This is a genomic window from Microbacterium salitolerans, assembly GCF_019720895.1.
Lineage (GTDB): Bacteria > Actinomycetota > Actinomycetes > Actinomycetales > Microbacteriaceae > Microbacterium.
Genome location: NZ_JAHKSH010000004.1, coordinates 195,063 through 207,476 on the forward strand (window position 1 = coordinate 195,063; position 12,414 = coordinate 207,476).

Genomic DNA, 12,414 nt, shown 5'->3' on the forward strand with positions numbered 1-12,414 from the left:
CCCTATGGCACATCTCCTCGGCGGCGAGGATCTGCGAGTCGAGTTCCCCGCGAAAGTGGTGCTCGACGGCGTCACGGTCGGCGTCTCGGACGGAGATCGCGTCGGCATCGTCGGTCGCAACGGCGACGGCAAGTCGACGCTCATGCGCGTTCTGATGGGCATCCAGGCGCCCGACTCGGGTCGCGTGACGAAACGAGGAGATCTGCGCGTCGGCATGCTGTCGCAGGACGACGGCCTGCCGGCCGACGGCACGGTGCAGCACACGATCGTGGGCGACGCCGACGAGCACGAGTGGCTCGGCGATGCGCGGATCCGCGACGTGCTGCGCGGGCTCACCGGCGACCTCGACCTGCAGGCCGACGTGGCCAGCCTGTCGGGCGGGCAGCGGCGTCGTGTCGCGCTCGCCCGACTGCTCGTCGGCGACTGGGACGTCATCGCGCTCGACGAGCCGACCAACCACCTCGACGTCGAGGGCATCTCCTGGCTCGCCGAGCACCTCGGCCGGCGCTGGGCGCAGAACCAGGGCGCCCTCCTCCTCGTGACGCACGACCGGTGGTTCCTCGACGCCGTCTGCACGCGCATGTGGGAGGTGCACGACGGGATCGTGGACCCGTTCGAGGGCGGCTATGCGGCGTATGTCCTGCAGCGCGTGGAGCGACAGCGGCAGCGCGACGTCGCCGAGGAGAAGCGTCAGAACCTCATGCGCAAGGAGCTCGCGTGGCTCCGGCGCGGCGCGCCCGCGCGCACGTCCAAGCCGAAGTTCCGCATCGAGGCGGCGAACCAGATCATCGAGAACGAGCCGCCCGTGCGCGACACGGTGCAGCTGACGCAGATGGCGACCGCCCGGCTCGGCAAGGACGTCGTCGATCTGCTCGACGCCGGCGTCGCGTACGACGGGCGCGACATCGTGAAGGACGTCGAGTGGCGCATCGCACCCGGTGAGCGCACGGGGATTCTCGGGGCGAACGGCGCGGGCAAGTCCACGCTCCTCGGGCTGATCTCCGGCACGGTCGCCCCAACGTCGGGGCGCGTGAAGCGCGGCAAGACCGTGAAGATCGCCTACCTGGATCAGCGCCTGCGCGAGCTCGAGGACGTCGCCCACCTGCGGGTGCGCGAGGTCCTCGCCCGACAGAAGTCGTCGTACGTCGCGGGCGGCAAGGAGCTCTCGCCCTCGCAGCTGCTCGAGCGGCTCGGGTTCCGCTCGAGCGAGCTGTCGACGCCCGTGAAGGACCTGTCGGGCGGACAGAAGCGGCGCCTCCAGCTGCTTCTCGTGCTGCTCGACGAGCCGAACGTGCTGATCCTCGACGAGCCGTCGAACGATCTCGACACCGACATGCTCGCGGCGATGGAGGATCTGCTCGACTCGTGGCCCGGCACGCTCCTCGTCGTCAGCCACGACCGCTACCTCATCGAGCGCGTCACCGACCAGCAGTACGCGGTCATGGATCAGCGGCTGCGGCATCTTCCCCGCGGTGTCGAGCAGTACCTCGAGCTGCGTCGCGCGCAGGAGGCGACGGGGTCCTCCCCCGGCGACGCTCGCGCGACGACGGCGGCGGAGCCGACGATGTCGGGCGCGGAGCGGCGTGCGGCTGAGAAGGAGCTCAGCTCGATCGACCGCAAGCTCCAGACTCTGCAGAAGAGGATCGAGAAGAAGCACGCCGACATGGCCGCGCACGACCAGAACGACTTCGAGGGCCTCGGAGCGCTGAACGGCGATCTGCGCACGCTCCAGGACGAAGTGGATCAGCTCGAGGAGCGATGGCTCGAGCTCGGCGAGCTCATCAGCTGACCGCGGCGGCGAGCAGCCCCTGCAGGTAGTCGCCCTCGGCGTCGTTTCCCGGCAGCCGCAGCGCACGGCGATAGGCATCGGCCGCGGCGCGGTGCTCTCCGAGCTCGTCGAGCGTCACGGCCCGGGCGACGTGGAATGCGCGCAGCCGGTCGAGGGCGGGGTCGCCGGCGAGGGCGTCGAGGAGGCGGATGCCCTCGGCGAGCCCTGCGGCGCGCCCGCGCGCGACCGCCTCGCCGAGTCGGACCATGGGGCCGGGCTCGTATGCCGCGAGCATGCGGTAGAGCACGGCGATCTGTCGCCAGTCGGTGTCCGCGAAGGCGCCCGCCTCGGCGTGGACGGCCGCGATCGCCGCCTGGATCGCGTACGAGCCCGCCCCGGGCGCGGCTGCCGCCTGCTCCGCGAGCGCCGTGCCCTCCGCGATCAGGGCGGCGCGCCACCGCGACCTGTCCTGCTCGGCGAGCGGCACCGGGCGGCCCTCATCGTCCGCACGGGCGGGGCGGCGTGCCTCGGTGAGGAGGAGCAGCGCGAGCAGGCCGGTCGACTCGGCGGAGCCGGGCGTCAGCTCGTGCAGCACGCGCGCGAGCCGGAGGGCTTCGGTCGTCAGGTCGTCACGGATGTGCACGTCGCCCGAGGAGCGGGCGAATCCCTCCGCGTACATGAGAGAGATCACGCGCTGCACGCCCGCGCGCCGCTCCGCCAGATCCTCCCGGCGCGGAACCGTGAACCGCACGCCGAGAGAGCGGATCCGCTTCTTCGCGCGGACGATCCGCTGCTGCATCGTCGAGACCGGTATGAGGAGAGCCTGCGCGACGTCGACCGTCGACAGTCCCCCGACGAATCGCAGCGTGAGAGCGATGCGGTCCTCGGGCGCGAGGACCGGATGCGCGCAGGCGAAGAAGAGCCCGAGGCGATCGTCGGGAACGCCATCGTCCTCGGGGTGCGCGACCACGTCGGCAGGATCCGCGGCGACGACGGGAGTCGGGGCGCGCGCTTCCTCAGCCACGAGGGAGCCGAGCTTCTGCGCGAGCACCGCATCGCGCCGGATGACGTCGAGCGCCCGGTGGGCGGCCGTCGTCGTGAGCCACGCGGCCGGCTGGCGCGGGAGGCCCGTCTCGGGCCACGTGCGCAGGGCCTGCGCGAAGGCGTCCTGCAGGGCGTCCTCCGCGAGATCGAGGTCGCCGAACCGGCGCGCGAGCGTCGCGATGATCTTCGTACGCGTCGGCCGGTCGAGCGACGCCAGAGCCGCGCGGGCCGCGTCCCCGGAGGGAGCCGGCCCGCGCGGCGTGCGCGTCGTCACGATCAGTAGGGCGCGACGGGGCGGACCTCGACATAGCCGCCGGGCGCGGATCCGGGGCTCTTCTTCGCCCACGCGATCGCATCGTCGATGCCGTCGACGTCGATGATGTAGGTGCCGCCGACGAACTCGTGAACCTCGGCGAAGGGGCCGGACGAGACGACGCGGGTTCCCGCCTCGTCGCCGCTGCGCACCACGACGACCTCATCGGGGTCCTCGAGCGCGAACGACGTCACGACGACACCCGCCTCGGTGATCTCCTTGTCGAACGCGAAGAACTCCTCGGGGTCGGCTCCGCCGTCCTCACCGCAGAAGGGGTCGGCCTTGTCGCCCATCAGCAGAAGCGCGTACTTCATGATTCCTCCTCAGCTGGCCCGCGATACGGGCTCCGTGTGCCGAGCCGAGCGGCCCGACATCATGGTGACGGACAGGCGGGGCGAATATCGACACCTCCGCGGAATTCTTCTGATGATCGCGCGGATCAGCCGCCGTCCGCGATCCGCTCGCGGGCCGCGCTCTCCGAGACGATGTCGGAGAAGATCACGGGTTCGCGCACGCCCGCCGCGACGGCGCGCTCTGCCGCGAGGGCGGCGAGGGCGCCGGTCGCCTGCGATTGTCCGCGCCCGGAGGCGGTCGCCGTCTGGCTCGTGCGGCGATTGCGCGCGACGAGTTCCCAGTCGTCGGATCCGAGGTGTGGGGTGCGGACGACGAGACCGCGCAGTGCGGGGATCCGACCCGTCACGCCGAGCACGGCCGTCGCGACCCGACTCGTGAGGGCGAGATAGTTCCTCACACGCGCGCCGGTCGCCGGCCCGAGCAGCACGTGGTCGGGGAAGTCGGCGCGGAGGTGGCGTCGACGCGCGTGCGGCCCCTGGAGAACGCGGCTCTCGCGCAGGTTCGGCACGCGGACGCTCTCCGGTGGCGCATGCACATCGGCTCCGATCAGCCCGGCCGTCCAGGCGACGGCGGCCCCTCCATGGCGCTCGCCCGATCCGAGCATGATGCCGAGGTCGACATCGTCCCCCGGCGCGGCCACCTTCGCGACGAGGAGCGTGCTGAGCCCCGGTGCGAGCCCCGCCCCGCGGACGACCGCCCGCTCCCTTCCACGCGCGAGGGCGTCGAGATAGCTGCTCGTCGCGGATATCTCGACGAGGGGCCCTGCGGACGCCAGTGCGACGTCTTCGACGCCCGAGGCGTTGACGAGCACGTCGTGGGAGCGCATCGCCGTACGCAGCGCGTCGAGGCCGGCGGGATCTCCGAGGTCGATGCGCGCCTCGTCGTCGGCGCGGCGTCCCGCCGAGGTCACCTCGTGTCCGCGTCGAGCGAGCTCGTCCGCGACGACGCGGCCGACCGCGCCCCGCGCACCGAGGACGAGCGCCCTCACGCCGAGGCCCTCCGACGGCGACGGGCGATCAGGCGCGCGGCGAGCCGCGACACCAGCGGGACCGCCCACGTGACCGCGATCGGCACGACGATCGCGAGCGTCAGCGCCGTCGTCAGCAGCGTCGGCCAGCCGCCGGTGACGAAGGACAGCGCGAACTGCATGATCGCGACGAGCGGGAACAGCGCGCACCAGGTGACGATGATGCGCAGAGGCAGCGGGAGGGGCGGCATGAATACTCCAAACGATCAGTTGGATAAGAAGCTATCGCGAGAGACCGAGAAGCACAAACGTTCGTTTGGATCCCGGTAGGCTCGCCTCCATGCCATGGGATACCGAGGCCACGCGCCGACGCCTCCTCGATGCCGGCGTCCGCCAGTTCGCAGCGCACGGGTACGCCGGCACATCGATGGACGCGATCGGCCGCGATTCCGGCGTCAACAAGGAGCGGGTCTACCGCTACTTCGGCGACAAGCGCGGATTGTTCTCCGCCGTGCTCGCCCGCGAGCTGAGCGGGCTCCTCGATGGCGCCGACGTGCACGGGACCGGCGTGGAGGCCGTCGCGGAGTTCGCCGGCTGGATGTTCGACCGATTCGAGGAGCGCCCCACGCTGCCGCGGCTCCTCGCATGGGAGAGCCTCGAGTTCGACGAGACGGTCGCCGTCGACCGCCGCCGCCCGCTGTGCGCCTCGCACGCAGCACAGCTTCAGGGCGCGCTCCCCGGATCCGCCCTCCTCGACGTCGAACAGCTCGTGCTCTCGATCATCTCGCTCGCCGCGAGCTGGACGACGCTCGCACGCGTCGCGGACATCGCCCTCACCGCGGGCAGCGGGGACGGGGAGCGCCGCGACGCGATCGTGCGGCACGCGGGCGCCGCGGCCGCTCAGCTCACGAGCGCTCGCTGACCGCGCGGAAGCGCACGCGCTCGCCTGGCCGCAGCTGCGCGGCGCGCGACAGGTCGGCGACCGACACGACCGCGATCACCGGGTAACCGCCCGTGACCGGGTGGTCGGCCAGGAACAGCACGGGCTCCCCTGACGGCGGCACCTGGAGGGACCCGGCCACGACGCCCTCGCTCGGCAGCTCGCGGTCGTCGCTCCGGCGGAGCGGGCGGGAGCCCTCCGATGGCGCGAGCCGGACACCGACGCGGTTCGACTCGTTCGACACCGTCCACGCCGCCTTCTGGAGGTGCGCGAGCTCGCCCGCGTCGAACCAGTCGTTCCGGGGACCGGGCACGATGCGCAGGGTGACGGGTTCCGCGTCACGGGCGCGGGTGACCGGCTCGCCGACGGCGGTGCCGATCCCGGAGGAGTCGCCCGTCGCGACACGCGCCCCCGGTGCCAGCGGGTCCGGGCCGAGGCCGCTGAGGGTGTCGGTGCTGCGGCTGCCGAGGACGGGCTCCGCGTCGATGCCGCCGCGCACCGCGAGATAGGTGCGCAGGCCGGCCTCGGGCATGCCGATCGCGAGCGTCTCGCCGTCGCGCAGGAGGAACGGCGCCCCCGACCGAACGAGTTCGTCGTCGTCGATCGTCGCGGGCGCCTCCGCCCCCGCGAACGCGACGACATGGTCGCCGGCGGCCCGCACAGTGAGCCCGCCGAACAGGCTCTCGACGACCGCGGATCCCGCGGGGTTGCCGACGAGCCGGTTCGCCTCGGCCGCGCCGACGCGATCGGCCGCTCCCGACACGGGGACGCCGAGGTCGGCATGCCCGGGGCGGCCGAGATCCTGGATGAGGGACTGGAGGCCGGGCGCGACGACCTCGAGCGCGCGCTCCGAGGTGCTGACGATGCGCCGAGACGCGGACGATTCCGGCTCTTTCAGGCGATTCTCGGCGGATCCCCCGTGGCTCGGCGCAGCGGATCCCTGGACGAGCTCGCGCACGGCGCGGAACTGCACGGCATCTCCCGGAGCGACGAGCGCCGGATGCTCGCGGCCGAGATCCCACATCCGCGCGTCCGTGCGGCCGATGAGCTGCCAGCCGCCCGGCGAGCTGCGCGGGTAGACGGCCGAGAACTCGCCCGCCAGGGCGACGGATCCCGCGGGCACGGCCGTGCGCGGCGTCTCGCGGCGCGGCACCCGCAGGCGCTCGTCCTCGCCGGCGAGGTAGGCGAAGCCGGGCGCGAAGCCGCCGAACGCGGCCGTCCACGCGTGCGATGTGTGCGCGGCGATGACCGACTCGCGCGAGAGGCCCGTGAGCTCCGCGACGGCGTCCAGATCATCGCCGTCGTAGACGACGTCGATATCGATCGCGCGCGCCTCGGACTCCGCGACGGGAGAGGCGTCGACGGCGCGCACGGCGTCGGCGGCGGCCGCCGCCTGGCGCGCCGAACGGAACATCAGCAGCACCGTGCGCGCCGCCGCGACCTGCTCGACCTGGCCGGGGAGCGGATCCGCCGCCACGCGCGCATGGAACGCCATCACCTCGTCGAGGGACGCCAGCTCGACGAGGACGCCGCGCTCCCCCGCCCGGCGCACGCCGATCATCGTGCCGCTCCCGCGGCTCCGACCAGCTGAGCATGCATCGAAAAGGCCCCGGATCGGCCGAGATGCCCAGCACCCCGGCCCATCGTCAGCGTCTCAGAGCGCAGCCTCATGCAAAGCTCGCGATCTCGACGCCGGCGTCCTCGAGTCCCGCGCGCACCGCGGCGGCCATCGCGACGGCGCCCGGGGTGTCGCCGTGCAGGCAGATGCTCTCGGCGGCGACGGGGATCACGGTGCCGTCGCGCGATTCGAGGACGCCGTCCGTCGCGAAGCGCACCATGCGGCGGACGACGAGATCCACATCGTGGATGACGGCACCCTCCTCTCGACGTGACACCAGCCGGCCGTCCGCCGTGTACGCCCGATCGGCGAACGCCTCGCGCACGCCGCGCGTGCCCCGCCGCTCAGCGATGTCGAGGGCGACGGATCCCGGCAGCAGCAGGAGCGGGAGCGACGGGTCGAACGCCTGCACGGCATCGACGACGGCGCGCGCGTGGGCTTCGTGCGTCACGATCGCGTTGTAGAGCGCGCCGTGCGGCTTGACGTATCGGATCTCGCCGCCCGCGCGGCGGACCATCGCCTGCAGAGCGCCGAGCTGATAGAGGACGTCGTCGGCGAGCTCGGCCTCGGAGCAGTCGAGGAAGCGGCGCCCGAACCCCGCGAGGTCTCGGTAGGCGACGTGCGCGCCGATCGCCGCGCCCGCAGCGGCGGCGTCGCGAGCCGTCGCCGCGATGCCCGACGGATCGCCCGCGTGGAACCCGCATGCGATGTTCGCGCTCGTGACGTGTCGGAACATCGCCGCATCGTCACCCAGCGTCCACGCGCCGAACGACTCGCCGACGTCGCTGTTGAGATCGATGTGCGCCATGGTCAGACGATGCGGGCGCCGTGCACCGGCCCATGGACGTGGATGGCCTCGTGCCCCGCGCGCTCGAGCGTCTGCTGCAGGCCGCGGGCATCCTCCGCCGACTCCGCGAGGAAGGCGAGCGACGGGCCGGATCCGGAGACGAGGCCCGCGAGCGCGCCGTTCGCCTCCCCGAACTCGAGCACCTCCGCGAGGTCGGGACGGAGACGCAGAGCCGCCGCCTGCAGGTCGTTGCGCAGGGCGGCGGCGAGCATGCGCGCGTCGCCGGCGCGCAGGGCGTGCAGCACGTCGGCGTCGACGTCCGGCGTCTCCGGCGCGGCGGGGATGTCGACCGGGTGCTGCTCGCGGTGCCGATCGAGCTCGCCGTACACCGATGGGGTCGACAGCCCCTCGGGGTTCGGCACGATGACCCACTCGAAGCGGCCGCGCGCGAGCGCGGGCTTGAGATCGTCGCCCCGCCCCGTGCCGATGGCCGTGCCGCCCTTGAGCGCGAACGGCACGTCGGCGCCCAGCCGCGCGGCGAGCGCGTGGAGCTGGCGCGACGACAGTCCCGTCCCCCAGAGTGCGTCGCACGCGACGAGCACGGCCGCGGCGTCGGCGGATCCGCCGCCCATGCCGCCCGCGACGGGCACCTCCTTGCGGATGTCGATGTGCACGCCCCCGTCGTAGCCAGTCTCGGCCGCGAGCAGCTTCGCGGCGCGCAGCGCGAGATTCCGGTCGTCCTCCGGGACCCCCGACGTGTCGACCGTTCCGGTGACCGCGAGCGTGAAGTCGTCGGATGCGGTCACGACGACGTCCTCGAACAGCGAGACCGCCTGAAACGCGGTCGCGAGCTCGTGATACCCGTCGGCCTGCAGCGCACCGACCTCGAGGAACACGTTGATCTTGCCGGGCGCGCGCACCCGTACGCCCGTGAACTCCTCGACCAGTGTCATGCGTCCCTCCTCAGACCGTCGACGACGGTGCCCAGACCTCGCCGATGGCGTCAGCCGCCTGGTCGATGAGCTCCAGCTCCTCGGCGGTGAAGGCGGGCCCGTCGAGCGCCGCGACGTTCTCATCGATCTGCTCGGTGCGCGAGGCGCCGATGAGCGCCGACGCGACGACCCCGTCGCGCAGCACCCACTGGATCGCCATCTGCGCGAGCGATTGGCCGCGCTCACGCGCGACGGCGTCGAGCGCGCGCAGCTGGGCAAGCGCGCCGTCCGTGAGTCGCCTGCCGCCGAGAGATCCGCGGTCCTGCGCGCGCTGAGCGGTGCCGTCGCCGAGATACTTGCTCGTCAGGAGGCCCTGGGCGAGCGGGACGAACGCGATCGCCCCCATCTGCTCCTGGCGCAGCGCGCCGGTGAGCCCGTCCTCGATCCAACGGTCGAGGATCGAGTACGACGGCTGATGGATGATGAGCGGCGTCCCCAGCTCACGGGCGATCGCCTTCGCCTCGACCGTGCGCTCGGCCGAGTACGACGAGATGCCGACGTACAGGGCCTTGCCCTGCCGCACGAGCGTGTCGAGCGCGCCGATGGTCTCCTCGAGCGGCGTCACCGGGTCCTGGCGGTGCGAGTAGAAGACGTCGAGGTAGTCGACGTCCATGCTGGCCAGAGACCGCTCGGCGCTCGCCAGCAGATACTTGCGCGAGGCCCAGTCGCCGTACGGACCGCGCCACATGTCGTAGCCCGCCTTCGACGAGAGGATGAGCTCGTCGCGGTACGGCGCGAGGTCCTCGCGGAAGATGCGTCCGAAGTTCTTCTCCGCGGATCCGTACGGCGGTCCGTAGTTGTTCGCGAGATCGAAGTGGGTGATGCCGCTGTCGAACGCATGTCGCAGGAGGGCGCGCTGGCCGTCGAGGGGCATGTTGTCGCCGAAGTTCCACCACAGGCCGAGCGACAGGGGCGGGAGGAACAGCCCGGACGAGCCGACCTGGCGGTACGCCAGCTTCTCGTACCGGTCCTCCGCCGCGACGTACGGCCGGTGCAGATCGGCGACGGGACGGGCATGGAAGCGCGGGGAATCGGTCACCGGATCAGGCTACCGGCGCAACGCGGCCGCGCGCGTGTTCCGAGCGAACGCGGCCGTGTCGTGTGGACAACGAGGACGCGACCGAATTGGATGGAGAGGTTCAGGACGCCTCAGGAGGAATCATGTCCGATCTCACGACGTCCTATCCCGTGCTCACGCTCGTGCCGCCGATGTTGGCCATCGTCCTCGTCATCGTCACGAAGAAGGTGCTCATCAGCCTGGGCGCCGGCGTGATCGCCGCCGCGCTCCTCATCCACGATCTGAATCCGCTCGATGCGGCGGTGGCCGTGTGGCAGGCCTTCGCGGCGATCTTCTGGGAGGACGGCGCGGTGAACACCTGGTCGGTATACATCCTCGTCTTCGTCGTGATGCTCGGCATCGTCGCGGCGTTCATCATGATGTCGGGCGGCACGACGGCGTTCGCGGCGTGGGCGGTGCGCAGGATCCGACGGAGGCGCGGATCGCTGATCCTCCCGGCCGTGCTCGGCGTCATCATCTTCATCGACGACTACTTCAATGCCCTCGCGGTCGGCCAGATCTCCCGGCCCGTGACCGATCAGCACCGCGTCTCGCGAGCGAAGCTCGCCTACATCATCGACTCCACGTCGGCACCGATCTCGGTGCTCTCACCGGTGTCGAGCTGGGGCGCCTACATCCTGGGGATCATCGCGCCGATCGTCGCCGCCTCGACCCTCTCGGTGAGCAGCGTCGAGGCGTTCCTCGGCGCCGCGGCCGCGAACTACTACGCGATCGCCGCCGCGCTCATCGTGTGGCTCGTCATCGTCTTCCGCGTCGACATCGGCCCGATGCGGGCCGAGGAGCGCCGCGCGATCGTCGACGGACACGCCTTCGACCCCGACGACGATGTGCCGGGTCAGCTCTCCGACGACCTGCCGGTGCACGAGCCGGGCGCGATGCGCGCCCTCATCGTCCCGTTCGCGCTGCTCGTGGTCGGCGTCCTCGCCGGGATCATCTGGACGGGCTACAGCGCCGCCGGCACCTGGAACATCATCGACATCCTGGCCGCGACCGACGCGAGCGCCGCCCTCATGGTCGGCGGCGTGCTCGGTCTCGCGTCGGCGCTCTATTACTACCTGCGCTACACGCGCTCCAATCGGGAGTTCTCCGCCGCGACCTTCGGTCGCGGCTGGATCGAGGGCGTCAAGTCGATGATGCCCGCGATCGCGATCCTGCTGCCGGCCTGGATGCTCGGATCGCTGATCACCGAGCTCGGAACGGGCGACTATCTCGGCGAGCTCGTCGAGAGCGCGAGCATCCCTGCGGGCTGGCTCGTGCCCGTGATCTTCCTGATCGCCGCAGCGATGGCGTTCGCGACCGGCACCTCGTGGGGATCCTTCGGCCTGCTGCTCCCCCTCGCGGGCGGCATCATCAACGGCATGGACGAACCGACCCTGCTGCTGCCCGTGCTCGGCGCGGTCCTCGCCGGGGCCGTCGCGGGCGACCACGCCTCGCCCATCTCGGACACGACGATCCTCTCGGCGACCGGGTCCAGCTGCAACGTCGTCACGCACGTCATCACGCAGCTGCCCTACGTCGCGAGCGCCGCCCTGTGCGCTCTGCTGGGCTACGTCGCGCTCGCGCTGACCGGGAGCACTCTGATCGGACTCGTCGTCGTCGCGTTCGCGCTCCTGGCCTTCGTGGCGATCATGCGCGCGCTCGTGCGCCCGCTCGCGGAGGCCGAGTCGACCGGATCCTAGCGAGCGAGAACGCGCGCGATGCGCAGGAAGTCGTGCACCGTGAGCTGCTCCCCGCGCGAGGTCGGGTCCACGTCCGCCGCCGCGAGGATCTCGCTCGCCGACGCGGCGGATCCGCCCAGGTCGCGCGACAGCGCCTGACGCAGCATCTTTCGGCGCTGCTGGAAGGCGAGGTCGATGAGCCGGAACGTCGCCGTGCGCTCCTCGACCGTTCCCAGGGGCTCATCCGCCCGCTCGAACCCGACGAGCACGCTGTCGACGTTCGGGACCGGCCAGAAGACGCGGCGCGAGACGGTGCCGGCGAGGCGCCAGGACCCGTACCAGGCGGCCTTCGCGCTCGGGGATCCGTAGATCTTGGACCCCGGAGCGGCGGCGAGGCGCTCGCCGACCTCGGCCTGCACCATGACCACACCGCGCGACAGCGTCGGGAACGTCTGCATGAAGTGCAGCAGCACGGGAACCGACACGTTGTACGGCAGGTTCGCGACCAGGACCGCAGGATCGCCGGGGAGCTCGGCGACCGTCATCGCGTCGTGCTCGACGACCGTGAGCTGCCCGTCGGCGACACCCTGTTCGGCCGCCGTCTGCGCCAGGCGCGACGCGAGGCGGGAGTCGATCTCGACCGCCGTGACGCGCGCGCCTCGCTCGAGGATCGCGAGGGTGAGGGATCCGAGCCCCGGCCCGATCTCGACGACGCGCTCACCGTCCTGCACCTTCGCCGCCTGCACGATCTTGCGCACGGTGTTCGCATCCACGACGAAGTTCTGGCCGAGCTTCTTCGTCGGCGTGACATCGAGCTCGGCGGCGAGTCGACGGATATCGGCGGCCCCGAGCAGGCGAACGGCAGTCATCCCGCCATCTTCTCACCTGCTGCCGG

The 12,414-nt window shown here is 71.8% G+C and carries 12 protein-coding genes; 3 read left to right on the plus strand and 9 right to left on the minus strand.

Features of this window, described 5'->3' with window-relative positions; genetic code table 11:
- Window positions 1–4 precede the first annotated feature (4 nt).
- Complete coding sequence (locus KOL93_RS10500; protein WP_221585304.1) at window positions 5–1,789, plus strand: ABC-F family ATP-binding cassette domain-containing protein; 1,785 nt, start codon at window positions 5–7, stop codon at window positions 1,787–1,789.
- Here the strand turns inward: KOL93_RS10500 and KOL93_RS10505 are convergent.
- From KOL93_RS10505 to KOL93_RS10520, 4 genes are all read right to left on the minus strand, one after another.
- Window positions 1,782–3,086 (minus strand): RNA polymerase sigma factor, encoded by a 1,305-nt coding sequence (locus tag KOL93_RS10505; RefSeq protein WP_308291616.1) that lies wholly within the window; start codon window positions 3,084–3,086, stop codon window positions 1,782–1,784. The two genes, KOL93_RS10500 and KOL93_RS10505, sit on opposite strands and share 8 nt — an antisense overlap.
- 2 nt (window positions 3,087–3,088) lie before the next feature.
- A complete protein-coding gene (locus KOL93_RS10510) occupies window positions 3,089–3,439 on the minus strand; it encodes a YciI family protein (RefSeq protein WP_221585305.1) in 351 nt (116 codons plus the stop codon).
- Window positions 3,440–3,564: 125 nt separating this feature from the next.
- Window positions 3,565–4,467, minus strand: a complete 903-nt coding sequence (locus tag KOL93_RS10515; RefSeq protein WP_221585306.1) for an NAD-dependent epimerase/dehydratase family protein — start codon at window positions 4,465–4,467, stop codon at window positions 3,565–3,567.
- A complete protein-coding gene (locus KOL93_RS10520; protein ID WP_221585307.1) occupies window positions 4,464–4,697 on the minus strand; it encodes a hypothetical protein in 234 nt (77 codons plus the stop codon). The genes KOL93_RS10515 and KOL93_RS10520 overlap by 4 nt, the downstream gene beginning before the upstream one ends.
- Before the next feature lie 89 nt (window positions 4,698–4,786).
- On the opposite strand from KOL93_RS10520, the gene KOL93_RS10525 reads away from it, so the two are divergent.
- Window positions 4,787–5,368, plus strand: a complete 582-nt coding sequence (locus KOL93_RS10525; RefSeq protein WP_221585308.1) for a TetR/AcrR family transcriptional regulator — start codon at window positions 4,787–4,789, stop codon at window positions 5,366–5,368.
- Here KOL93_RS10525 and KOL93_RS10530 read toward each other — a convergent pair.
- From KOL93_RS10530 to KOL93_RS10545, 4 genes are all read right to left on the minus strand, one after another.
- Entirely contained in the window at window positions 5,352–6,947 is a 1,596-nt protein-coding gene (locus KOL93_RS10530; protein WP_221585309.1) for a 5-oxoprolinase subunit B/C family protein, read from the minus strand. The genes KOL93_RS10525 and KOL93_RS10530 overlap by 17 nt on opposite strands.
- 106 nt (window positions 6,948–7,053) lie before the next feature.
- Complete coding sequence (locus tag KOL93_RS10535) at window positions 7,054–7,812, minus strand: LamB/YcsF family protein (protein ID WP_221585310.1); 759 nt, start codon at window positions 7,810–7,812, stop codon at window positions 7,054–7,056.
- A gap of 2 nt (window positions 7,813–7,814) precedes the next feature.
- Window positions 7,815–8,744 carry a 4-(cytidine 5'-diphospho)-2-C-methyl-D-erythritol kinase gene (locus KOL93_RS10540; RefSeq protein WP_221585311.1) on the minus strand — a complete coding sequence of 310 codons (930 nt, stop codon included), beginning with the start codon at window positions 8,742–8,744 and terminating at the stop codon, window positions 7,815–7,817.
- Window positions 8,745–8,754: 10 nt separating this feature from the next.
- Window positions 8,755–9,822, minus strand: a complete 1,068-nt coding sequence (locus tag KOL93_RS10545) for an aldo/keto reductase (protein WP_221585312.1) — start codon at window positions 9,820–9,822, stop codon at window positions 8,755–8,757.
- Window positions 9,823–9,944: 122 nt separating this feature from the next.
- On the opposite strand from KOL93_RS10545, the gene KOL93_RS10550 reads away from it, so the two are divergent.
- A complete protein-coding gene (locus KOL93_RS10550; RefSeq protein ID WP_221585313.1) occupies window positions 9,945–11,540 on the plus strand; it encodes a Na+/H+ antiporter NhaC family protein in 1,596 nt (531 codons plus the stop codon).
- Here KOL93_RS10550 and rsmA read toward each other — a convergent pair.
- Window positions 11,537–12,388 carry a 16S rRNA (adenine(1518)-N(6)/adenine(1519)-N(6))-dimethyltransferase RsmA gene (rsmA, locus tag KOL93_RS10555; protein WP_221585314.1) on the minus strand — a complete coding sequence of 284 codons (852 nt, stop codon included), beginning with the start codon at window positions 12,386–12,388 and terminating at the stop codon, window positions 11,537–11,539. The genes KOL93_RS10550 and rsmA overlap by 4 nt on opposite strands.
- Between the last annotated feature and the right edge of the window lie 26 nt (window positions 12,389–12,414).

Excerpts from the sequence above, each read along its gene's own strand:
- KOL93_RS10530 (WP_221585309.1), bottom strand. The coding sequence starts at position 6,947 with ATGATCGGCGTGCGCCGGGCGGGGGAGCGCGGCGTCCTCGTCGAGCTG.
- KOL93_RS10540 (WP_221585311.1), bottom strand. The coding sequence starts at position 8,744 with ATGACACTGGTCGAGGAGTTCACGGGCGTACGGGTGCGCGCGCCCGGC.
- KOL93_RS10535 (WP_221585310.1), bottom strand. The coding sequence starts at position 7,812 with ATGGCGCACATCGATCTCAACAGCGACGTCGGCGAGTCGTTCGGCGCG.
- KOL93_RS10550 (WP_221585313.1), top strand. The coding sequence starts at position 9,945 with ATGTCCGATCTCACGACGTCCTATCCCGTGCTCACGCTCGTGCCGCCG.
- KOL93_RS10520 (WP_221585307.1), bottom strand. The coding sequence starts at position 4,697 with ATGCCGCCCCTCCCGCTGCCTCTGCGCATCATCGTCACCTGGTGCGCG.
- KOL93_RS10525 (WP_221585308.1), top strand. The coding sequence starts at position 4,787 with ATGCCATGGGATACCGAGGCCACGCGCCGACGCCTCCTCGATGCCGGC.
- rsmA (WP_221585314.1), bottom strand. The coding sequence starts at position 12,388 with ATGACTGCCGTTCGCCTGCTCGGGGCCGCCGATATCCGTCGACTCGCC.
- KOL93_RS10500 (WP_221585304.1), top strand. The coding sequence starts at position 5 with ATGGCACATCTCCTCGGCGGCGAGGATCTGCGAGTCGAGTTCCCCGCG.
- KOL93_RS10510 (WP_221585305.1), bottom strand. The coding sequence starts at position 3,439 with ATGAAGTACGCGCTTCTGCTGATGGGCGACAAGGCCGACCCCTTCTGC.